The sequence below is a fragment of the Paenibacillus sp. LjRoot153 genome (genome assembly GCF_964253085.1).
Lineage (GTDB): Bacteria > Bacillota > Bacilli > Paenibacillales > NBRC-103111 > Paenibacillus_E.
Window position 1 is genome coordinate 6557614 of sequence record NZ_CAXUQH020000001.1, and the last position, 23505, is coordinate 6581118.

At 46.6% G+C, this 23505-nt stretch carries 24 protein-coding genes and 1 riboswitch; all 24 genes read right to left on the minus strand.

The genetic code is table 11. The annotated features are described in order from the left end of the window. Window positions 1-76 precede the first annotated feature (76 nt). Window positions 77-1252, minus strand: coding sequence for an aminotransferase class I/II-fold pyridoxal phosphate-dependent enzyme (locus ACSQ8P_RS28245; RefSeq protein WP_436238232.1), 1176 nt, complete (start codon window positions 1250-1252; stop codon window positions 77-79). A 31-nt stretch (window positions 1253-1283) separates the two neighbouring features. Beyond that, window positions 1284-2384, minus strand: a complete 1101-nt coding sequence (locus tag ACSQ8P_RS28250) for a site-2 protease family protein (protein ID WP_436238233.1) — start codon at window positions 2382-2384, stop codon at window positions 1284-1286. 7 nt (window positions 2385-2391) lie between these two features. Beyond that, window positions 2392-2757 (minus strand): arsenate reductase family protein, encoded by a 366-nt coding sequence (locus ACSQ8P_RS28255; RefSeq protein ID WP_436238234.1) that lies wholly within the window; start codon window positions 2755-2757, stop codon window positions 2392-2394. A gap of 127 nt (window positions 2758-2884) precedes the next feature. After that, the gene (locus ACSQ8P_RS28260; RefSeq protein ID WP_436238235.1) at window positions 2885-3826 is read right to left on the minus strand and encodes an RluA family pseudouridine synthase; all 942 of its coding nucleotides are present in this window, start codon (window positions 3824-3826) and stop codon (window positions 2885-2887) included. Then, window positions 3823-4392 carry a cob(I)yrinic acid a,c-diamide adenosyltransferase gene (locus tag ACSQ8P_RS28265; RefSeq protein WP_436238236.1) on the minus strand — a complete coding sequence of 190 codons (570 nt, stop codon included), beginning with the start codon at window positions 4390-4392 and terminating at the stop codon, window positions 3823-3825. The genes ACSQ8P_RS28260 and ACSQ8P_RS28265 overlap by 4 nt, the downstream gene beginning before the upstream one ends. A gap of 1 nt (window position 4393) precedes the next feature. Then, on the minus strand, window positions 4394-5986 hold the full coding sequence (locus ACSQ8P_RS28270; RefSeq protein WP_436238237.1) for a cobyric acid synthase: 1593 nt from the start codon (window positions 5984-5986) through the stop codon (window positions 4394-4396). Then, on the minus strand, window positions 5979-7094 hold the full coding sequence (gene cobD / locus ACSQ8P_RS28275) for a threonine-phosphate decarboxylase CobD (protein WP_436238238.1): 1116 nt from the start codon (window positions 7092-7094) through the stop codon (window positions 5979-5981). The genes ACSQ8P_RS28270 and cobD overlap by 8 nt, the downstream gene beginning before the upstream one ends. 30 nt (window positions 7095-7124) lie before the next feature. Continuing rightward, the gene (gene cobS, locus ACSQ8P_RS28280; protein ID WP_436238239.1) at window positions 7125-7946 is read right to left on the minus strand and encodes an adenosylcobinamide-GDP ribazoletransferase; all 822 of its coding nucleotides are present in this window, start codon (window positions 7944-7946) and stop codon (window positions 7125-7127) included. Next, complete coding sequence (gene cbiB, locus ACSQ8P_RS28285) at window positions 7922-8920, minus strand: adenosylcobinamide-phosphate synthase CbiB (protein ID WP_436238240.1); 999 nt, start codon at window positions 8918-8920, stop codon at window positions 7922-7924. The genes cobS and cbiB overlap by 25 nt, the downstream gene beginning before the upstream one ends. Before the next feature lie 32 nt (window positions 8921-8952). Beyond that, window positions 8953-9513: a bifunctional adenosylcobinamide kinase/adenosylcobinamide-phosphate guanylyltransferase gene (gene cobU / locus ACSQ8P_RS28290; protein WP_436238241.1), complete on the minus strand. Its 561-nt coding sequence runs from the start codon at window positions 9511-9513 to the stop codon at window positions 8953-8955. A 61-nt stretch (window positions 9514-9574) separates the two neighbouring features. Next, entirely contained in the window at window positions 9575-10675 is a 1101-nt protein-coding gene (cobT, locus tag ACSQ8P_RS28295; protein ID WP_436238242.1) for a nicotinate-nucleotide--dimethylbenzimidazole phosphoribosyltransferase, read from the minus strand. 23 nt (window positions 10676-10698) lie between these two features. Beyond that, entirely contained in the window at window positions 10699-11475 is a 777-nt protein-coding gene (locus ACSQ8P_RS28300; RefSeq protein WP_436238243.1) for an ABC transporter ATP-binding protein, read from the minus strand. A 5-nt stretch (window positions 11476-11480) separates the two neighbouring features. Further along, window positions 11481-12518 carry a FecCD family ABC transporter permease gene (locus ACSQ8P_RS28305; RefSeq protein ID WP_436238244.1) on the minus strand — a complete coding sequence of 346 codons (1038 nt, stop codon included), beginning with the start codon at window positions 12516-12518 and terminating at the stop codon, window positions 11481-11483. Then, window positions 12518-13528 carry an ABC transporter substrate-binding protein gene (locus ACSQ8P_RS28310; RefSeq protein ID WP_436238245.1) on the minus strand — a complete coding sequence of 337 codons (1011 nt, stop codon included), beginning with the start codon at window positions 13526-13528 and terminating at the stop codon, window positions 12518-12520. Before ACSQ8P_RS28310 ends, ACSQ8P_RS28305 begins: the two co-directional genes overlap by 1 nt. A gap of 151 nt (window positions 13529-13679) precedes the next feature. Then, window positions 13680-13832, minus strand: a riboswitch (cobalamin riboswitch). A gap of 32 nt (window positions 13833-13864) precedes the next feature. Beyond that, entirely contained in the window at window positions 13865-14392 is a 528-nt protein-coding gene (locus ACSQ8P_RS28315) for a hypothetical protein (RefSeq protein WP_436238246.1), read from the minus strand. Window positions 14393-14453: 61 nt separating this feature from the next. Further along, complete coding sequence (locus ACSQ8P_RS28320; protein WP_436238247.1) at window positions 14454-14720, minus strand: aspartyl-phosphate phosphatase Spo0E family protein; 267 nt, start codon at window positions 14718-14720, stop codon at window positions 14454-14456. 68 nt (window positions 14721-14788) lie between these two features. Continuing rightward, window positions 14789-15991 carry an aminotransferase class I/II-fold pyridoxal phosphate-dependent enzyme gene (locus ACSQ8P_RS28325; RefSeq protein WP_436238248.1) on the minus strand — a complete coding sequence of 401 codons (1203 nt, stop codon included), beginning with the start codon at window positions 15989-15991 and terminating at the stop codon, window positions 14789-14791. A 15-nt stretch (window positions 15992-16006) separates the two neighbouring features. After that, on the minus strand, window positions 16007-16498 hold the full coding sequence (locus tag ACSQ8P_RS28330; RefSeq protein WP_056609404.1) for an Lrp/AsnC family transcriptional regulator: 492 nt from the start codon (window positions 16496-16498) through the stop codon (window positions 16007-16009). A gap of 201 nt (window positions 16499-16699) precedes the next feature. Further along, complete coding sequence (gene cysK, locus ACSQ8P_RS28335; protein ID WP_436238249.1) at window positions 16700-17620, minus strand: cysteine synthase A; 921 nt, start codon at window positions 17618-17620, stop codon at window positions 16700-16702. A 63-nt stretch (window positions 17621-17683) separates the two neighbouring features. Beyond that, window positions 17684-18910 (minus strand): MFS transporter, encoded by a 1227-nt coding sequence (locus ACSQ8P_RS28340; RefSeq protein ID WP_436238250.1) that lies wholly within the window; start codon window positions 18908-18910, stop codon window positions 17684-17686. A 126-nt stretch (window positions 18911-19036) separates the two neighbouring features. Continuing rightward, window positions 19037-19537, minus strand: a complete 501-nt coding sequence (locus tag ACSQ8P_RS28345) for a hypothetical protein (protein WP_436238251.1) — start codon at window positions 19535-19537, stop codon at window positions 19037-19039. 138 nt (window positions 19538-19675) lie between these two features. Continuing rightward, window positions 19676-20095, minus strand: a complete 420-nt coding sequence (locus ACSQ8P_RS28350; protein ID WP_173110822.1) for a DUF350 domain-containing protein — start codon at window positions 20093-20095, stop codon at window positions 19676-19678. Window positions 20096-20213: 118 nt separating this feature from the next. Continuing rightward, window positions 20214-20894: a PspA/IM30 family protein gene (locus ACSQ8P_RS28355; protein WP_436238252.1), complete on the minus strand. Its 681-nt coding sequence runs from the start codon at window positions 20892-20894 to the stop codon at window positions 20214-20216. 92 nt (window positions 20895-20986) lie between these two features. Further along, window positions 20987-23347 carry an endonuclease MutS2 gene (locus ACSQ8P_RS28360; RefSeq protein ID WP_436238253.1) on the minus strand — a complete coding sequence of 787 codons (2361 nt, stop codon included), beginning with the start codon at window positions 23345-23347 and terminating at the stop codon, window positions 20987-20989. Window positions 23348-23505 lie beyond the last annotated feature (158 nt).

Genomic DNA, 23505 nt, shown 5'->3' on the forward strand with positions numbered 1-23505 from the left:
CAACGTATAAATTTTCGTCCTTGCCATACATCTAATATGTCTCTCATTCTCCTATTTTTACCAAAATCTCTAACTTTCATTCTAAGGACCGAAGCCAATCTCCTATTCGCCTTGCTGCCTCAAGTAATCGAGCTTCTTCTTGCACTAAAGCAATACGGACAAATCCTTCTCCCTCAGCGCCAAATGCATCGCCAGGAATGACAACAACGCCTGTCTGAAATAACATTTCCCGGGAAATTTGTCGAGACGTCCACCCCTTAGGTATTGGAGCCCAAATAAACATCGTTGCTTTCGGTGGTGGAATGATCCAACCCGCATCATTTAATGCCGAAATAAATGAATTTCGTCTTTTCTCATACATACTTGAGACAGAATGATCGCTTTCCATATCTTCTTCTAATGCTGCAATACCTGCTGCTTGTATAGCCCCAAATACCCCGTAATCAATATTCGATTTCAGCGTCTTTAGCGCCTTAACTGCATCTGCATGACCAGTTAGAAATGCGATGCGACAGCCTGCCATATTAAAGCTTTTCGATAAAGAATGGAATTCAATAGCAACCTCCTTAGCACCTTCAATCTCCAAAATACTCATGGGCTTATAGCCATCAAAAGCCATTTCGGAATAGGCAAGATCATGTACTACAAGCAAATCCTGCTTCTTCGCATATGAAATCAAATGCTCAAAGAAAGCACGATCTGCAACAGCAGACAACGGATTGCTTGGATAGTTAAGCAAGATGAATTTCGCCTTAGCAGCCACGTCATCTGGAATGTCCTCTAGTTGGGGTAAGAAATCATTTGCTGCACGCAGCGGTAGTAAATAGGGGTCAACCCCTGCCAAGACAAGACTTGCCGAATATATGGGATAACCTGGATCAGGGACAATTGCCATATCCCCAGGATCACAGAGTGAAAGCGCTAAGTGAGCAAGCCCATCTTGTGAGCCCATTAAGGTTAAGATTTCCGTTTCAGCATCGAGCTGGACACCGAATCGATAGTCATACCATTTGGCTACTGCTTCACGAAAGGCCAAACTTCCTTCGGATGTTGGGTAACCGTAATGTGCAGGATTACGAACAGCCTCTGCCATTGCTTCCAAAATTCGCTCAGAGGGAGGCTGATCAGGACTTCCTATACCTAAATCTATGACGTCAACCCCTTGGTTCATAACCTCTCTCTTCCATTCAGCTACTTCCGAAAAAATAGCCGAGCCTAACTGCTGCAGCCGTCTGGATCCTTTAAATGTCATAAATAGCTTCCTCATTATGTGAAATGTGATGTTAGGAAATGATGCCGACCTGATGAACGAGTCTTATCATATAGAGCAAAAATAAAATTAATACCAAATACGAGATCCCAAACTTCCAGCGTGTCTTAACGGGTACGTCATAATAGCTCTCTTGCATCCCTAATGGGGAGTATTCCACTTGAACCTGGAGACCTAGGTGCAAGCCATCCTCTTTATTCATACGTTCTGCTTTTACCAATTGCACTCTCTTAACAATCGCCTGAACAGGTAAATAGGCATGCCCTTCGAATCCAATAGCTTGCCATGACATATTCAAGGTTTGTCGACCAGCGCCTGGTCCTTGCAGTTCCGAGTAGGTGATATAGTCCAAGTCACGCGTATGACTCTCACCTGGGATCATATAGCCTTGCTGCAGCAAATGATTGGCTGGAAATTCGAATCGTGTAGCGACGGTTACACGCTCTTCTTTATGGCGATACCGCACATATTTCTTGTACAAATCCCATGCAAACATCGCCCAAATGATCAAGAAAATAATCTTACTCGAGAAATAACTATCGAGATACACAATGAGGATGAGTCCGCCAACTAAACCAACCAACCATAACCAGCGTGTTACGGCTGTTGAGATTCGTCCGCCGTCCAAGGGATGTATAGGCAGTAAATTGATCAGATTCAGATAAAAAGCAGCGTAAGCAACGGAAACGATCACTTCTGAATCAAAATACACGCCTACACCAAAAGCGGCAACGCCTCCGAGGGTACCTAGAATTGGACCCCCGATGCCTATGAAGGCTTCAGTTGCTGCATCAGTTGGATTCTTTTTCATCGTGATCAATGCACCAAGAAATGGGATGAAGACCGGTGCAGAGACGGGTAACCCCTTCATCTTCGCTGCAAGCACATGTCCTAACTCGTGAATGAGGATCATAAGTACCAGACCAATTGCAAACGGCAATGGCGCCAAGTAAGCGTAAGCCCAAATCGTGATGAACATTGAGATGACAGCGCCGCCAATTTTCCCAAACTTCAAAGCGGCAAGCAGCAGCTTGCCTTGTGACAAGAGGACTGCAATGAATCCGCCAATGGCTAGTGGTGACTTCTTGCGTGCTGGTTTCTGGTTGTCTCCCACGTCCCTATCACCCTTTCGCCCAAACGTCCTCAAACACATCTTCTTTGAAGCCTACGGTCACCTTATGCCCATCCGTTACAATAGGTCGCTTAATTAATCGCCCATTCGAGGCTAGCAAATCAAGCATTTGTTGTTGTGACATCCCCGGCAGCTTGTCTTTCAAATTCATTTCTTTGTAGACTTCACCTGATGTATTAAAAAACTTCTTGATCTCAAAACCACTTAGCTGCAGCAAATCCGCTAGTTCCTTCGCTGAAGGCGGAGTTTCAAATAAAGCGACCTGATCTGTAATATCAATTTCGTGTGCTTTCAGCCACTTTACAGTACTTCGGCATGTCCCACATTTATCGTAACCATACACTTTAACTCCCACGTTGTAATAACTCCTTTATGTCGTATGATGATCAAATAGAACTACTTAAAATTTTGGGCTAATTACCAAGGAAAGTCAAGTAATTGCAAAGAAAAACCATCCAGAAATTGGAGTGGTTTTCGTTTTTTTACCTTTTATCGCCTAACCATTGCTCAAGTTCGGATAAATCGGCAGGTAATGGCGCGTTAAATTCGGTCCATACCCTTGTACCTGGGTGCACAAAGCCGAGTTTAAACGCATGCAGCGCTTGACGATGTAACCGATTGCTGGCTTCAAGTTCAGCTGCATCATCCCTGTACTGTTCTAGTTGGTACATTTTATCCCCTAACAACGGATGGCCCAAGTGGCGCATATGTACACGAATTTGATGCGTACGCCCCGTTTCCAGCCAAATCCGAACGAGTGCAGCTTTCTCGAATTGTTTCACGACCTCATAATGCGTCACAGCAGCATAACCATCTGGCCTAACAATGCGTACATGAGGCTGCTCGTCATCACGATCTATAGGCTCATTGATCGTCCCCGAAGGTGAGGCAACCGTGCCCCAGACGAATGCGAGGTACTCTTTTTTCACGAGATGCTGAATCATTTGTTCCGAAATTTGTTGATGTACATAGGGTGTTTTCGCAATAGCCAAGACGCCTGAGGTTTCTTGATCCAGTCGATGCACCGGGCGAAAACGGCACGTAATCCCTGCTTGCTGCCAATGGTACACAACCCCATTCGCAATTGTATTCACGTAGTGACCATGCGTTGGATGTACGATGATACCTGCATCCTTAGCTAAAATTAGCAGATGCTCATCTTCGTGAAGAATATGCAGCGGAAGATCTTGAGGCAGAATATCCTCGGATTGTTCTTCTTCCATCCGAATTTCTACACGATCGCCAGCCTTCACTTTGATATTGATGTACTGCCTTTCCCCGTTCACCGTAATCCCACGCTCGGTAAGCTTAATGCGGGATAACAATTTCCGTGAGACCATCAATCTTTTTTGCAGCACCGTTTTGAGAATGAAGCCTTCTTCCTCTGGCGGGACAATGTATACTAGTGGTTCATAATAGCTCATGATTTACGTTTAAACACCTCAGCACTGCGTATATATTCTACATCAGCAATTCCCTCACGGAAGTTCGCGGTGCGAGCAATCGTGAAGAAAAAGTCCGACAACCGGTTTAAATATCTGCGCACCTCGGGATTAATTTCCTGTGTGCGGGCTAGTGTTACGACTAGACGTTCAGCTCTACGGCAAACCGTACGACATACATGTAAAGTAGAGGATACGGTCCCACCTCCAGGCAAAATAAAGCGAGTGATATCTGGCGTCTCGGCATCATATTTATCAATCCAAGCTTCTAACGCATCCACCATGTCTGCCGTAACTTTATAGGGACGCAAATCCTGCTTCAGCAGCGCAAGATCTGCCCCGCAATCAAACAGTTCATGCTGAACCTGCAGCAAATCTGGCAATAAATCCGGGTATTTTTGCGGATCCATGAAGCTCATCGCTTGACCTAGGAAGCTATTCAGCTCATCCGTCGTTCCATAGGCCTCGACTCGATCATCATCTTTGTCTACACGACCACCAATCACACCGGTTTGGCCAGCATCTCCCGTACGCGTATATATTTTCATCTTAAAACCCCTCCCGTTTCGTAGGATGTGTTATTTCCATCATCTCATAAACTCGCTTCATATCCAAGTGAGCTCGTACATGCTCAGCTAATCGATCAAACGCCGCTTCTCGGCGCTCCTTATAACGAAGTCCTTGCGCGATAGGCGTTAGACCTTTATGTAAACGGATCTGGTTTAACCAAGCTCTACGGAAATCATCATTGTGCAAAATACCATGGATATAGGTTCCCCACACACGACCATCTAGCGAAACCGCTCCGTCATGATGAAGTGGAGTTTCTAGTTGTGCGGCTGAGTCTGTACTCGTTTGAGGAGCTATGTGAAAAGGAGGCACGATTTCATGCACATATTGCGTCCTGCCCATGTGGATTTCATAGCCATCAATAACAAAATTCGCTGCGAATAGCGTGCTGACACCTTGTACCCTTACAGTTCGTTTATCCGGCGTGAACACCGTTTCTGTCGGAAGCAGCCCTAAACCTCCAAGCTCAGCATGCTCTGATTCGTACCCATCAGGATCCGAAAGTGTGACACCCAGCATCTGATAACCCGCACAGATACCAACGATCCAACCTTTTTCCTCGTGAGCAAAAGTGACTAATCGCGCAGCCAGGCCTGACTTCTTCAGATAGTGTAAGTCTTCCATCGTATTCTTGCTTCCCGGAAGCAAAACGACGTCAGGCTCCCCCCATTCAGCTAACGAATCAATATATCGGAAATGAACGTCGGCTTCTTCTTGCAGCGGATCAAAATCTGTAAAGTTCGAAAGACGAGGCAAGCGAATTACGGCGACGTCCAATTGATCTGCTTGTTTTCCTAGACTGCTCGGAGATCTTCTGGTTTGAGCACGTTTGGAATCAAGTGAAGCTGAGTCTTCGTCCTCAATACCCAACTGCTGTAAATAGGGAATAACACCGAGAACTGGCTTCCCTGTACGCTCCTCCAGCCAATCCAAGCCTGGCTTCAGCAGACTGACATCCCCGCGAAATTTATTAATAATAAAGCCTTGCACCCGATCTCGTTCTTCTGGGGTCAGAATTTCAAGCGTACCCACAATCGAAGCGAACACCCCGCCACGATCAATATCAGCAACCAGAAGAACCGGTGAATCTGCCCAACCAGCCAATCTCATATTGACGATGTCTCGATCCTTGAGATTAACCTCAGCTGGACTTCCTGCCCCTTCCAGAACGACAATGTCATGCCCACTGCGCAGACGTTCTAAAGCATCTTTCACAATGACTTCCGCTTGTGGCAAATAGGATTCCCTATACGTCCTTGCATCCAAATCGGCATAAGGCTTACCATGAACAACAACTTGAGCGACCATGTCTTGCTTAGGCTTGAGCAGAATCGGGTTCATATCCGTCGTAGCGATAATTCGGCAAGCATCTGCTTGCACACCTTGCGCCCTGCCTATTTCTTTGCCATCGAAAGTGATGTAAGAATTGAGTGACATATTTTGCGATTTAAAGGGCGCTGTCTGCCAGCCGTCCTGTACGAAAATACGGCACAAGGCCGCCGTAAGAATACTTTTGCCAACATCGGAAGCTGTGCCTTGAATCATGAGAACCGCTGACTTTGATTCACACATGGCCTGTACCTCCACTCTTAGTTAAATCGTTCATCACGCTGCGCAAACCTTGTAGTAAACGCTCGTTATCCTCACGTAGACGAATGGCTACGCGACAATAGCGTTCATTTAGACCCTCAAATAACGAAGCATCCCGAATCAGAATCCCTTGGTGGCCCATAACCTGTTGAGCCTGTTTTACGGTAATTCCACTAGACACAGGAAATGAAAACAACAAGAAGTTCACATCACTAGGCACAACTTCCAAGCCCATATGGCGCAGCTGCTCTATAAGCCAAGGCTTCTCGACGCGCAGCCACTCTCTAGTGGATTGTTCAAACGCTTCATCTTCCAGAACCGCAACCCCCATACGTTGAGCGAGGTAGTTCACACTCCATTGTACCTGCTGCTGTCGCAGATGCTGGATGAGATCAGGGTGAGTCACCATAAAACCTAAACGAATGCCTGGGATCGAATAAAACTTCGTCATCGAACGGATCACAATCAGGTCATGGCTTGTTGAGGCAAGCTTCAGCAGCGAATGCTCTGACTCCTGAGGAACAAAATCCATAAAGGCCTCATCGAGCACAAGCTTACGCTGACTCTGGAGTAGATTGCTAAGCACGTTGCTTGAAAGCAGTTTGCCTGTCGGATTATTGGGATGCCCAAGGAAAAACAAATCAACAGCTGGCAGCACCGCTTCGACATCCTGCCATTGTAGTTCGAACTGATGCCGAGGGCTTAATGGGATATTGGTTATCCTGCCTCGCGTTTTGTGAACCGCTTCCTCATATTCGCTAAAAGACGGCCTAGCAAGCCCCGTCGTGCTTGGCTTCAACACACGGATGATCAAATCGATCAGCTCTGCGGCACCATTTCCAACTAAAATACTCTCAGGATCAATCCCGTATTTCTGAGCTAGCTTTCGGCGAAGCTCACGCACAGCAGGATCTGGATATTTGACGATATCGTACCAGCTCGCTGTTAGAATCTCTTTGATCACCTCAGGAGGCCCTAGAGGGTTCATATTCGAGCTGTAGTCCAGAAACTGCTCCTTCGGTCGATGAAAAGCTTCCTCCGCTGACCACAGATCCCCTCCGTGTCCGTAACGCTCTAACATCATAGTCATTCCTTTCACGAAAAGATTACAGTCCCTATCCTATAGGCCAATGATGATGATGACGGCTAGCAACAGCACGCTCTCCAGCAGCTCATTTAAAGCGCCATACGTATCTCCGGTAAGTCCACCTAGCTTGGAGCTGATATAAGCTGCAATCCCGCTTCCAACTATCGTGGTGATTGCCATAAAGCTTAGGACGATGCTCCAACTCGGTAACTTAGTTGTGTTACTAATGCAAATACATAACGTAGTAGTTAATAGGGCTACTAAAAGAGATACCGTAACATGCTTGCTATTAACACCACGGAACAGACTGCCTAACCCCGAATTCGGCCTTGCGTAAGGCCACATTCTAATGGCCGCAACCATGAACCAACGACTCCAGATCGGTACGATGGCCAGTAGGAGAAGCAGACTTCCTTGTCCCCCTGCTCGGTTGGTGTCCAGCATGGTATAGAGCAAGGAAAATTTTAGCAATAGATGCAGGACACACACAATAACGCCCATTGCGCCGACACGGCTATCCTTCATAATCTCGAGCATTTGCTCACGGGGGCGGTGACTGAGAATCCCATCTGCGGTATCCATTAGGCCATCAAGATGCAGTCCGCCTGTGAGAATTACCCAGATCGTTAGGAGTAGGACAGCTGCTGGCATGGTTAGCAACACGTGGGAGAGCCCTTCTCCTGCCAACAGGAGAAGCAGTCCAATTACGAAGCCAACAAGCGGATAAAAGACAGAGCTGCGCTGAAACACGCGATCGGTATAGTCAATCTGCACCGGAATCGGCAGACGTGTTAGGAATTGAAAGGCGGCTAGACAGGCTCTCAGCCAGTCTACCAAAGCATGAATACGACGCACAGGAGTCCTCCCATCACTACAAAACTGACGCCGTATAGCATGCTCACGGCGTTCACGATATCTCGCTGCGTTCGCGGACGCAGCGGCCAGCCCAGGCGGGCACGCTCACTTGCCGCGCCGCCATAGACGTTCAGCCCGCCGAGCTCGATCCCGAGTGCCCCGGCTACCGCCGACTCTGGGATCCCGCTGTTCGGGCTGGGGTGTAGATGCGCGAAGCGGCGAATCGCCGCCGCCGCGCGTGGAGCTGAGAGGCCCGGCTTCGCCAGGGCCACGAGGATCAGCAGGATCCCGGTGAGCCGCGCCGGGATCCAGTTCAGGGCGTCGTCCCAGCGGGCCGACGCGGTGCCGAAATGACGGTATCTGTCATTTCGGTAACCGACCATCGAATCTAGCGTATTCGATGCACGATATAGCATCGCCAGCGGCGCACCGCCGATGAGCGCATAGAACAAGGGCGCGATGACCGCGTCCACGATGTTCTCCGCGACCGTCTCCACGACGGCTCGCGTGAGCTCCTCCTCGTGGAGCGCATCCGTATCCCGGCCTACGATGTAGCCGGTGTACTTGCGAGCATCCGCGAGATTGCCTGCGCGCAGCGGATTGTAGACTAGATACGCGGCATCCTTTAAGCCTTTGATCGCCACCGTCGTGGAGATAAGCCAGGTTGAAACGGCGTACCCTAGCCAAGGATGAATATCGTTTGCGAAATGTACCAGCACAAGTACCACAATAAAGCTTAGCGTGATTGTGGTAAGCATGAGTAGGACACCTTTCATTCGCAGCCATCTTGAGTGCTTATCTACTGGAATAGTCGTTGTCACTTCTCTAGGATGCAGTCTATCCTCTACCCAACGGATCCAGCGTCCAATGATAATAACTGGATGCGTGGGCCATTTCGGGTCACCAATCATCCAGTCCAATGCAATCGCAGCAGCCGTCATCCAGACGAGTTCCTGCCATGTATATATCCACATAAGGGCTTCACCATTCCGTACTTACTTCTCTATTAGTCTAACATATAAGCTCTACTTTTTAATTCGATCGGGATACCAACCGTAACCAGAAAAACCTGCTGACAAACTTCAGCCACACGCTGATTCATGCGTCCAGCCAAATCTCTGAATTGACGGCCTAGGGGGTATTCTGGCACAATACCGTCGCCAACTTCATTCGTAACTAAGATGAGTTGTCCACTGTAGGAGGACACGACGTCCACGAGCTCGTCAATTTGCTTTATCACGAGTTGCGCTGCATCGCTCATGCCTTCGTAGTGGAGCAGCCAGTTCGTCAGCCATAGCGTCAGACAGTCCACTAACACTACAGCACCTTCGCTGCTCTCATGAAGCTGCTCGAGACAGTCTCGCAGCGCATAAGGCTCCTCCCGGGTTTCCCAAGGGAATCCCGATTGAAGCCTTTGCTGCTGGTGCAGCCCCACCCGCTCCCTCATTTCCTCATCGTAGATGTGGGAGGTCGCAATGTAAATCCCCTGCTTGCCGCGATGCATCGCCAGCTTCTCGGCGAAGGAGCTCTTGCCGCTGCGCGCCCCGCCAGTTACCAGAACCGCCATCGTGTTCGCCTCCGTCTCTCTGCTTCTTCCATGCTGCTCCACGTACTCGCCGCTATTATCTTTATTCCCTCGAAACGCCTGCGCTTTCGAAGGTCGCCATTTCCTTCATGATCTTGCCTGCGGCATCGATCAAGTTGAACACAAGCACTGCACCTGTGCCTTCACCAAGTCGCATATCCATTTGCAGCATCGCTGCGAGGCCAACCGACTCGAGCAGCTTCGTATGTCCCTGCTCCTGTGACAAGTGCGAGGCGAGCATGTAGGACGCGCTTAGCGGAGCTAATCGGCTCGCCACGAGCGCCGCGGTCGACGAGATGAACCCGTCGACAACAACCGGGCAGCGATGCTTCGCTGCGCCCAGGATCACCCCAACGAGACCGGCGATCTCCAATCCGCCGACCTTACTCAACACCTCAAGCGCATACTCACCGCTTAAGCCTGCACTTGCATCTGCACTTGCCTCTGCTCCTGTCCCCCGTACACGCAGCCCATTCACGTCCAGCGCCTTATTCACAACCGACTGCTTATGCAGCCAAGTCGCATCGTCAATGCCCGTTCCACGACCTACAGCAAGGCCAGCGTCTAAACCCGTCAATGCACATAAGATCGCTGCACTCGCTGTCGTATTCCCGATCCCCATTTCGCCAGTGGCGAAAAGTCGATACCCTTTTGCCACCAAATCATCCACAATTTCACTACCTGCAAGAATCGCTTCAATGGTCTCCTCCAGGGTAAGAGCCGCTTCCTTCGCCATGTTGCGCGTGCCTTTTCTAACTTTGCGCGAGACGAGACTAGGATGCTCCAAATCCGCATTAACCCCCATATCCACACAAACCACATCAGCTCCAGCATGTCTAGCTAGGACATTAACAGCAGCCCCGCCATACAGGAAATTGAGCACCATTTGCGGTGTCACTGCCGCTGGAAACGCACTGATGCCTTCCTCACAAACACCATGATCACCAGCCATGACGATAACGGCTTTTTTCTCAAAAGTCGGCATCACCTCACCTGTAATCCCTGCGACTTGGCGTGCGATATCCTCCAGCTTCCCTAAGCTTCCTTGCGGTTTCGTCAATTGGTTCAGATGGTCATTGGCTTGAAGAGCCACTTCATGATGGATCGGTTCAATCGCGTTAATCAAGTTATGTAAATTGTTCATTATCGTCTTCCTCCGAACTTTCATTATTTCCCAGGTTGTAATAAAATCTGCGGTACTTCACTAACAGGATGCTTGAGTACAATCGGCTCTGTTCCGTATACTTCTGCTATTTGCGTACTCGTAATAATTTCTGCAGGCGTTCCAATGGCGGTTACCCGCCCCTCGTGTACGATCATCAATCTTGTGCAATATTGCGCAGCCAAATTCAAATCATGCAGAACAGCTACAACTGTTAATTCCGACTCTTGCTGCCAGGAACGAATATAATCCATCATCTGTATTTGATAGCCGATATCTAGAAAGGTAGTGGGCTCATCGAGCATGAGCAAGCTTGGTTGCTGGGCCATCACCTTAGCCAGTGCAACACGTTGCCGCTCCCCACCACTTAGTCGCTCAATCGTTCGATCTACAAGCCCTTCCAGCTCAAGCTTTGTGATAATGGCATCAATAAGTCCATCCGATTCAGCCATATCTTCCCCAAGCCAATTTTGGAACGGATAGCGTCCCATCTCCACGACTTCACGAACCGTGAAGCCAACAGGAGGCAAAGCATCTTGCTGAAGAACAGCGAGCCATTTAGCAAGCTCCTTTCGCGAATACGAAGATACCGGTTTTCCCTTTACACACACTTTCCCATGCAAGACAGGATCCACGCCTGAGAGAAGTCGAAGCAGGGTAGATTTCCCGCTGCCATTAGGGCCAATGATCCCAAAAAACTCCCCCTGCCCGACCTCAAAGCTCATATTATTTAGCACTTGTTGTTCTCGAAAGCTCTGAAAGAGCTGCTCCACTTGAATCATCGTGATCAACCTCTTAACGTTTTCTTATCTTTATGGAGCAGATAGGCAAAAAATGGTGCACCTAGAAACGCTGTAATTACCCCGAGTGGAATTTCTGTAGGACTAAGCAATGTTCGAGCCAAGGTATCTGCCCATAACACATAAATTCCACCTCCGATCGCGGATAACGGAATGATCAGACGATAATCCGGACCTACCAGAAGTCGCACCAAGTGCGGCACGATTAATCCAACGAAACCGATAACCCCCGCCACAGATACAGCAGCTGCCGTGATCAAAGTGGAAGCGATCAGTACGATCAGTTTCGTACGCTCGACATGAACACCGAGATGTGCAGCCTGACGCTCTCCTAATGCCAACAGATTTAATGATCTCGCATAGCTTAACAGAATCACGAGACCAATCAATAGATAGGGTGAAATCATATAGGTATATGACCATCCACGCATCGCTAGACTGCCCATGAGCCAGAAAATAATTTCATTTATCGTTTGATTCGAAATCGAAACTAAGAACGACACGAATGCGCCCAGAAAGGCTTGCATCACCACGCCGGATAAAATCAGCGTCTCCATCTTTAGCTTCCCTTCAATCATGGCCAGCTTCAAAACCAAGAACAGGGAAATAAGCCCCGTCACGAAAGCCACTATGGGGATCGACCATTGCCCGAACAGGGCGAATTGCAGCCCGAAATAAATAAGAAAAGCAGCCCCTACAGAAGCTCCTGAAGATACGCCAAGGGAGTAAGGGTCAGCGAGCGGATTGCGTAGAACCCCTTGAAAACCAGCACCTGCTATGGAGAGCACGGCCCCCACCAAAATCCCTAGTAATAAGCGTGGAATTCTTACTCTATTTATGATTTGTTCTGAAGATTGTGGCCAGTTCACCTCGATGTGACTTCCTATCCAAGGAAGATGCTTCGCTAGAATCCCCACGATATGTGAGAGAGGAAGCTGAGCTGACCCGATGGATAAACTCACCACAATAGAAAGAAGAAGGAGTATAACTCCTACTCCTCCCCCAAGCATCAATTTTCTTTTCATTATTTCACCAATTCAGGATAAATCCCTTTCGCCATTTCCAGTAATCCATCCGTCAATCTCGGACCTGGGCGACTTACGGAGTTTTGGTCGAGCCCTATCACGCGTTTATTTTTCACGGCGTCAATCGCATCCCACCCGCCGCGCGTACGAATAATTTCTTCTAATGGCTTCTTGCTCTTGATATCGACGATCCCATTTGCGAATAAGATCACGTTCGGGTTCTGTTGAATGATTTTCTCTTCACTGATCTCATACCAGCCCGCTTTATCCGCAGCAACGTTAATCCCGCCAGAGAGGGTAATCAATTCGTCCATGAACACGCCGCTTCCCACGGTCCAACCTGGGGCAAACTCGATGTATACTTTTTTCTTATTTTCTTGCTTCACGTCTTTCACAGCATCTACAACCTTCTGACGATCCGCTTTCATTTTGGCGACAACTTTCTCCGCTTGCTCTTGATGATCGGTAATAAGTCCGAACGTTTGAATATTGTTCATCGCATCATCTAGCGTTTTGGGATCTACTTTAAAGACGTTAATGTTCATCGCACGTAGTTCATCAACTGTTTTAGCATTCATGGAAACACCAGTGAAAACAATATTTGCGTTGGTAGCAATGACCGCCTCCATGTTGGGCTTCGTAATGCTGCCTAACTTCGGCTTCGATTTAGCGCTATCTGGATAATCATCGAAATCCGATACACCCACAATATTCGCCTCTAGTCCAATGGCAAAAAGCGCTTCTGTTTCTGCAGGAGAGACGGATGCGATTCGTTCTGGCGCTTTGTCGAACGTAAACTCTTTACCTGTAGCGTCTTTCACTTTCAGAGGATAGGTTGTTTTCTTCGTAGCGGCAGGAGTTGCCGATGTTACTGGAGCCTTTGTCCCCACGCCACCTAGTTTCGATGGATCTGTAATTTCAGTTTCCTTCTTCGCACAAGCAGTTAACGAGATCGCGGTCGCAACCGCTAATGTAAGAATAAGACCCTTTTTGAAATTGCTCTGTTTCATCACTTAAACCCTCTTTTCATTATTTTTAATTCACGGCCAAAAAAAAGTCCCCTTGTTCACTAGGAACGAAGGAGACGATAAATCGCGGTATTGGGCAACGTACTGACGTGCGCTGCTTCCTGATTTAACGCGATCCTTTTCCTCGAAGGATGTTGTATCGGCACCATAGGCAGGTATCCTGACTCTTCAGACTTTCGCAAGACTGAATTACAGTGGCGGGACCGTGCCGGATTTGAACCGGCTTCCCCTTAACTAATAATGTTCCAATTCGAACATTACCAGTACCTATAGTTGCAAATTATACATTCTAACTATTTGTCGATTATAGATGTTCTCTTATTTTTGCGCAATAATTTGGATGACTTTCAACGCCTCGTCCATCTTCGGAGCATTCTGAGGAATGAACGCAAATAAGCCTTTACCTTCAAACCCTTGCTCTTTCATCCATTTGTTGCCGGTAAGTGGAATGCCGTACAAATGCTTTTCCGCCGCTTTGCCTTCTTCTTTGATTTCGATAACCCCATCCGGATAATCCTTCGGGTTGATTATGTTATCCAATGAAACAAATCCCGCTTGGTTGCTCAACCCTTTGAACTGCTCTTCTCCCAAGATGAAAATGCCATTACCACCAGCAGCTAGCTCAACAATCATTTTTTCTAATGAAAAAATAGGTGATGTATTCAGCTTCACAGTAGGAATTTCTCCTACCTTGGATTTCAAGGATACTTCCAACTTCTCCGCCGCTTCACTTGGAAACCCGTTAGGTCCCATCATAAATACCGATACATCTGCCTTCGGTCCACCACAAGCAGTAAGCATCAATATCATTCCTAGCATGAGAACGAATAACCATTTTGCCTTCATGTATGTAATTCCCTCCGTCAAGTACTCTCTCTTTATCGATAGTCGTCAGAAAAGTCGGTTTTCACCGACTTTTCTTTCCAGATGTCATATATTCATTTATTTTTTGATCCAGCATCGTGCTTAATTCAACAACTGCATCAGATGTCATTTCTCGACCTTCCATGACCATCTGTTCCATTTTACGTCTCAACGTATGGATCTCTTCTTCAAGTAGTGCTAGGGAATTTTGCTTCTTGGCATTTCTGGTCAGCCAACGCTGTCCGAACTCTTGCTCGCGAATTTGAAATTGCTTATGAAAGTTAGTAAGCTGATATTCCATAAAAGCCATGCTCATCCCTCCTTACTCTAAGAATACCAGTTTTCGTCTCCTATGAACATATGAATTTATAAAGAATATTATAATTTCCTTAAGAAATTACCGATTCTCTCTAATGCTTCATTCAGTTGGGAAACACTATAGGCATAAGAGCACCGCAAAAATCCTTCTCCACCTAATCCAAAGACATCACCAGGCACTGCGGCAACCTTAGACTCATACAAGAGTCGTTGTGCGAATTCATCGGAGGTTAGTCCTGTAGCCACAATACTTGGGAACGCATAGAACGCGCCTTGTGGTTCATGGCATTCAAGTCCGACTTCACGGAATCCTTTGACAACCAATCGTCTCCGTTGATTATAGGATTCAATCATCCGATCTTTCTCTTCCAGCCCATTCGTCAATGCTTCATGTGCGGCTACTTGCCCCATGACAGGCGCACACATGACCGTATATTGGTGAATCTTGGTCATAGCCGAGATTAGCTCTCTGTGACCACAAGCATACCCCATCCGCCAGCCTGTCATTGCAAACGCTTTTGAGAAACCGCTGACCAGAATCGTCCGGTCCTGCATCCCCGGTACAGCCGCGAAACTTACATGCTTCTGACCATACGTCAATTCCGCATAAATTTCATCGGAAATGACAATTAGATCATGCTCTTCAACAACTTTGGCGATCGGCAGCCAATCTTCATAGTTCATGATGCCGCCCGTCGGATTGCTTGGGTAACAAAGAATTAGAATTTTGGAACGTGGCGTAATCGCATCACGTAGCGCCTTTTCCGTCAGCTTGAATTGATCCTTGGCGAACGTTTCGATACCTACTGGTACACCACCACTAATAGCTGTAATTGGCGAGTAAGAAATATAACAAGGCTCAGGAATCAGAATCTCATCCCCAGGTGTAATTAGTGAACGCAGCGCTAGATCAATTGCTTCACTGCCTCCTACCGTTACAAGTACCTCGTTCGATGGCTCATATTTCACTTTAAAGGATGTATACAAATAGTTCGCAATCGCTTCGCGAAGCTCAGGGATACCAGAGTTTGGCGTATATTTCGTTCTGCCGCGCTCCAAGGAATGTACAGCTGCTTCACGAACGTGCCATGGTGTTGAAAAGTCAGGTTCACCCACACCTAGCGAGATGATGTCCTCTTTACTATTGCTTACGAGATCAAAAAACTTCCGAATGCCAGACGGCTTCATTTCACGTACCGCAGGAGCGAGGTAGTCTTTCATTGATTTTTTGCTTGATTGAATCGTAGTCTCATCCTTGATCATAGCGCTACCTCTCCCTTACGGCGAAACAAGCATTCGATGATCATCTTCCTGATCTTCGAAAATAATGCCGTCTTGTTTGTATTTTTTCAAAATAAAATTCGTTTTCGTAGAAAGCACACGGTCAATTGGCGAGAGCTTGTTAGAAACGAAAGAAGCCACCTGTTTGAGCGAGCTCCCCTCAATCTCAACGAGCAAATCATATGCTCCAGACATGAGATAAACCGATTTGACTTCCGGATATAAATAGATCCGTTCCGCAATCGCATCAAACCCGCGCCCGCGCTCCGGCGTAATTTGCACTTCAATTAGGGCGGTAACCTTTTCGTCATCTACTTTGCTCCAGTTCACGACTGTTGCGTATTTGACGATGACCTTATCCGCTTCCATCTCGCTTATCGCTCGCGCAACTTCGGCCTCCGCCGTTCCTAACATGGTGGCGATCAGATCCGCGCTCCTGCGGGCGTCTTCCTTTAGTAAATCGAGAATTTTAAGCTTCAAAGTATCCATGGTTAAACCTACCTTTCTGAGATATGTTTCATTCATCCATTCATCTTACAATGAATTGCAGTCCTAATTCAATTACTGATCGCGGAAGAAAGGCAGAATATTTATATATATTTGAAAATTCCACTAGGATTGGCAAAATAAAAAGCCACTGGATAACCATCCGAGTGGCTCTAAGCTCTCTTTTATGTACCTCGTACAAGGTTAAAAGAGATCCATACTTAAATATCGCTCACCTGTATCTGGTGCAATACAAAGCACTCGCTTTCCTGCCCCGAGCTTTCTTGCAACCTGCATCCCTGTCCATACCGAGGCTCCAGCAGAAGGACCGACTAGGATGCCTTCCTTACTCGCCAAATCCTTCATCGTTTGGATAGCATCCTCATCCGCCACCTGTACAATCTCATCATAGATGCTTGTGTTCAAAATAGCCGGAACAAAGCCAGGACTTGTCCCTACGAGTTTATGTGGCCCAGGGCTTCCACCAGAAAGTACAGGTGACCCCTTCGGCTCTACCACATAGATCTGGATGTTCGGCAAATGCTCCCGAAGCACTTCACCAGTCCCCGTAATCGTGCCGCCCGTTCCCGAAGTTGCGACAAATGCATCTAACCGCCCCTCCATTTGCTGCAAAATTTCAGGTGCAGTCGTTATTCGATGAATGCTTGGATTCGCTGGATTCTCAAACTGCTGCGGGATAAAGCTGCCGGGGATTTGATCCCGTAACTCCACAGCTTTCGCAATTGCACCTGGCATCCGTAAAGCAGCTGGTGTTAGAACGACTTCGGCCCCATAGGCTTTCAGGATATTTATGCGTTCCTTGCTCATATTATCCGGCATAATCAAGATGGCCTTATAACCCTTGGCAGCCGCGTTCATCGCGAGTCCGATCCCCGTATTTCCACTAGTAGGCTCAATAATCGTAGCGCCTAGAGCAAGTTGTCCTGACTTCTCAGCCTGATCAATGAGATTCCATGCAGCCCGGTCTTTCACGCTTCCGCTCGGATTGAAATACTCTAATTTCACATATAGCTCAGCAGCTTCCGGTTCCAATAAGCGATTTACGCGCACCGCGGGGGTATCTCCGATCAGCTCTGTGATGCTATTCACCATTTTTGGCGGCATTGGTGCCCCCTCCTCATCCCATACTCATGCTACTCACATTTTCATGCGGAAACCTAGCCGTTGTCAAGACTTGGCTGCAGGTAACTGGTTTCTAATGAACACCCAAGAGAAGAATGTTGAGCTTCCGATGACGAGTAACAGCACATTGATGACAAGCGGCTCTTTACTCCAAGAAATAACACATATAAATAAAAGTACGCCGCATACGCGCCCTACATTCAGTGATAACTCACGCAGGACAATGTACTCTTCCCGTTGTTTTGCACTTTCATCATTCGATCCAATCAAATCAAAGACAACCGAAACCATAGGTATGGAGTACATAGGGAAAAAGAGTGCAGACCCTATCCCAAACATCAACAAGGTGCTGTACGTTACCTTCCAAAAGAACGGCAAAATAACGAGAACAACCATAACCGAGCCGATGAACATACTCATTTTGCGGAATGACGGTCGAATGAAGCGCCCTGCAGCCCAGAAGCTAACTAACGCTACTGATGAAGTAATTAGAGCGAAATTACCTAAACTTGCTTCACTTGAAGTCGATATGTACACGAGCAATCCAATCATGAATCCAAATACACCCTCACGCACGCCTTGAAAAAGTAAAGCCATACTTACTCGCTTCCAAGGCGTTTTAGGTTGACTAAGAATTCGCAGAGGCAAGAGCCATTCGTAGGTGCCACTCAATTTTCTTTTCTTCAGAAAAAAACTAACCACAACACCTAATAGAAATATGCCTAACGAAATGGAGAAGATGAGGCGATACCCGGATCCATCTCCCAAAGTAACAATGAGTAAACCCGAAATCCATGGAGCAATAATACCAGCACACGCCCCCAATAAGCCAACCCAACCATTGAATCGATCCCGATTATCCGGATCCGTCACTTCAAAGTAAACGACATTGAAAGCAATCCAGAACAAGCCTACAGAGATCCCTTGGACCATGCCTAACCAAACGAAGTAGTGGACACTGCTAGTCCCCATCCAGAGCACCAGCATGTAGAAACACGCTGATATGGATACACCAATACGTAAGCAATTCATTTTATTGTGTTCTTTCACCCACTTTCCGGCTAACCAAAAGGTAATGGCCATCGTCAAATGGGTCGTTAAGGTGAACCAGCCGATTAATGTAAAGTCGTTTTTGGCTTTCCATAAATAAACGCCGACGAATGTACCCGATAAGGCATTTGCTCCGCCGAATAGTGCATGAACGACAAGCAAAAGGATCGCTTGAGCATCCAGCCTCCCTTTGCTTTTTACATTCATTTGATTCTTTTGCATACTCCTCCTCCTATCTAAGACCGAATATGGGCTCTTGTTAAGCTTCCCCTTTGGAGTGAAAATATGAGGCAAATGCATGCAAAAAAAACCGAATCCACGAGGGAGTCGGTTCCATTATTAACGATCTTATTCCGATTTGATGCGTTCAACCATCAGTAAACGGTCCGTATCTGAGAGTATCTTTTCAACCCTGAAGCAAGAAGGACATACATATACATCCGTCGTGAACGGGCCCGTTAAGAACGCACTCCCCAACGTTTTGGGAATACTAGGTGTGAAGGAAGCTCCGCTTGTCACTTCGGTTCCAGCAAGGAGCATGAATTCATGGCAATTCGAGCACTCAGGCGCTTCTTCCTGCTCATCTGTTAATTGTTGGACCTTTTCGCCATACTTATCAAGCGGCTCATCGGAATCATCCCAAGCTAATGATAAATCCTCATCAGATTCAGCATATTCTTGCTCATTGAAACGAAGCTTCTGCCCTGTCTGCTTAACCTTCAGATCAATGCTGCGGTAATCATTCAATTCATTAAAACAATGTGGACACTCATCCTCTGGCCCAATCTCGGGATCCCAGACAATCTCCGTTTGGCACCATGGACATATGACTTCTTCGTTGCTACTCATTGCGAAATCCTCCAGCTAATTGCATCTATGCATATTTCCATACATAATAAACCCCTGCCGCTACAAACACAAGCGCGATAGCAAACAAGGTTCCCCACAGGTATTTCATTGTTCAAGCCTCCAAGACTATGTATGATACTAAGTTACACATGCTCCAACCACATAGGATAAGGAGACAGACAATGTTAAGGATAAGAAACCTACCGCACGATTATCCTTCTTAATTTCCTCATCAATTTTGAAATAAGGCGTTAGGAACTCAAAGATAAAGTATGCAACCAATAACAGCACGAAGCCATATCCGGCCCAAACGAGAGAGTGAATCATGGTGTCGTTGTTTAAAATAGCGAAGCGGAACAAGTTGCAAATCCCAAAAATTTTCCCACCAGTAGCCATGGCGACCGATAGATTACCTTTTTTAATTTCAGCCCAATCATCATACTTCGTAACCATTTCGAAGATGGTAAGGAAAACAACAAGCGCGACCACTGCTACAGCAAAAAAAGCAAGCGTTGCTAAATACGGATTACTTAACAAGATATCCACCTCTTCGTTCATATCATCTCCTGCCTTCCTTTACACAAGTAGAGAGACTTTAACGAAATCCCTTATTCCCTATATATGGTAGTAGAGACTGAGTATGACTCAGTCTCTCGCAGGTACAACTAGTATATCATTAGGATTGTTTTTTTTCAGCAAGCTTAGCTTTCATTGCAGCCAATTCATCATTGATTTCACTACTGCTTCCACCCAATCCTGCCAACTCATCATCTAAGCTGCGGTTTTTGGAGCGAATTTCTCCGCTTGCTTGCGCTTCAGCTTCCATTTGGAGAACCTTTTCGCTCATACGATCAAAACCTTTAGCCGCATTGTCTGTACCAAACCCAGACATTGCTTGGTTGATTTGTTTTTGTGCTTTCGCTGTTTCTGCGCGAGCAATTAACAAATCTTTTTTGTTTTTCATTTTGTTAAACTCGTCTTTCATCTCCGCCAACTGCCCACGAAGCTGATCCGCATTTGTTTTGGCTAGCTCGTATTGACGTTTCAATTCATCATAACGACCTTGGTGCTCTTTCTTATCTTCCAGTGCGCGGCGAGCCAAATCTTCATTCCCTGCTTCTAGGGCTTTCATAGCCTGCTCTGTACGTTTTGTAACCATCTCTTCGGACTCTTCAAATTGCAGTTTAAATTTCTTTTCAATAGCAATTTGTTTCGCAACTGCCGTTTCCGCTTCCAAAATATCTTCTTCCATATCGCGTAAAAACTGATTTAACATTTTGACAGGATCTTCTGCCTTATCCAATAAATCATTAATTGAAGCCATAGTCATATCACGAAGTCTTTTGAAAATTCCCATCTAAAATTCCTCCTAAGGTTTAATACTCTTTTATATCTATTTCATACGCATCACCGAAGAATGAGTTTCAAAAAGGATCAAAAATTTATAAGTTATTTCAATTCGACAACCGTAACCCCTGCTCCACCTTCATTGTAATTACCCATCCGATAGCTTTTCACGTGTCTATGTCGACGCAAATATTCTTGCATCCCCGTTCTAAGCACACCTGTGCCCTTACCATGAATTAAATACACTTGGCCAAAATTACTCAAGAAGGATTCATCTAAGAAGCGGTCTGCTTCAATCAAAGCTTCTTCCATATTCATGCCGCGCATATCCAATTCCATTTTGACATTATCATCGCGAGTACGCTTTAGTGTCGTGGCCACTTTCTGCGGTTGCTTTGACTGTGGCGCATTGCCAGTTTTCTCAAGGTTGGATAATTGAACCTTCATTTTCATTATACCCAATTGAACATTGGCTTCGGTTGTTCCCACAAGCTCAACAACGTGTCCTTTTTGGCCGAGTGAAATGACCCGGACTTCATCTCCTGCTTCAATGCGATCAGGACGCTTCTTCAAAGCACGCACTTGCTTGCTGCGCAGTTCGGGTGTCGCTTGATCCAGACGTCGCTTCGCCTCAACTAGCTTGTGGTCCTTGACTCCTCCGGCTTCTTCCAGTGCCATGCGGCGTAGATCCGCAATGACCTCATCGGCCTCGCGGCGAGCTTTGAGAACAGCTTCGCGCGCATCGCGCTCCGCTTTTTCGAGCAGCTTATCACGCTGCTCGTCGAATTTGAGCTGTTGAGCCTCCAGCGATTTACGCATCGCTTCAGCTTCTTTACGCAGCTCTTCGGCAGCATAACGCTCAGATTCTGCGATCAGTCGATTCTCCTCGAGCGAAGCAATCATTGACTCAACGCGCTGATCTTCTTCTCCTACCTGTGTGCGAGCATGTTCAATAATGCGACGAGACAATCCAAGTCGCTCAGCAATCGCGAACGCATTACTTCGTCCTGGCACACCTACTAACAACCGATAAGTCGGACTAAGCGTTTGGATATCAAACTCCATGCTAGCGTTAATCGTACCTTGTTTTTGATAAGCATACGCCTTCAATTCCGAATAATGCGTTGTTGCGATAATGCGGCAGCCAATTTGATGAATATAGTCCAAAATTGAAATCGCAAGGGCGGATCCTTCAGCAGGATCGGTACCCGCGCCCAACTCATCCAGTAGTACTAAGCTTTTCGGCGTCATATCGCGTAAAATACTTATGATATTCGTCATATGACTGGAAAACGTACTTAAGTTTTGCTCAATACTTTGTTCATCGCCAATATCCGCATAAATGGCATCAAATACGCAGAGTTGCGTGCCTTCTTCTGCGGGAACAAACAGTCCAGACATCGCCATCAGACTCAGAAGTCCAACGGTTTTAAGAGAAACCGTCTTACCTCCTGTATTCGGGCCTGTGACGATAATTTGAGAGTAATCGTTGCCCAACTCCAAATCAAGCGGTACAACGGCATCCGCCGCGATCAGTGGATGTCTTCCTCTTTTAATCTTAATAAAGCCTCTATCGTTCAATCTAGGCATGGTTGCCTTTAATTCCCTAGCTAAACCCGCTTTGGCAAAAGTAAAGTCAAGTTCTGCCAGCTGATCCACATCCAAAACAAGCACTTCTACTTGTTCAGCAACTAGCTCAGTCAATGCCCGCAGAATCTTCTCAATCTCAGCTTCTTCTTTAAATTTAAGTTCACGTATTTTATTATTCAATTGCACGATGGCATCTGGTTCTATATATAGCGTCGCACCTGATGCCGACTGATCATGAATCATACCGCCAAAGCTCGAACGATACTCCGATTTCACAGGAATAACGAAACGGTCATTCCGAATCGTAATGAGCACATCCTGAAGCATCTTCTGGACAGATGAATTACGAATCATTTGTTCCAATCTTTCACGTACTCTACCTTCTCCTGTGCGAAGCTCACTTCGAACACGCCCAAGTTCAGGGCTTGCCCCATCAACAACTACTGCATTTTCATCAATGCAGCTATTGATCTTATCTTCTAGTTGTTTATTTTCTGTCAACAACTCCACTTGCGACTTTAACATTGGAATCGCATATTCCTCATGGGCAGCAAGTACAAATCGCTTCAATCTACGCGATCCAAACATCGTTGTTGAAATTTCCAGCAGCTCCGTTGGATTTAGTATTCCACCAATTCTAGCTCTGTGCAGAGGCGCACGAATATCTCGGATTCCTCCGAAAGGTGCATTCCCTTTTAACCTCTCTACATTTACCGCCTCATCAGTAGCTTGTAAGCGAAGCTTAACGAGTTCGAAATCCCCTTTAGGCTCCAGCTTCTCTGCTGTATCTTTACCTAATGATGTCGAAGCATGATGAGCTACTTTATGTAAAATTTTCTGATATTCTAATGTTTTTATTATTTTTGGATTCAATGTTCCAACCTCTTTTCTCTACCCTATATTATAAACCAAATAGATCCTGATTAGCTACGGAGACAATGATTATATGGAAGATACTGTCCCCCATAATTATTACAAAGTTGGATACACTAAGTCGTGCATCTAATCCTCTGCCAAAGGAATTGCAAATC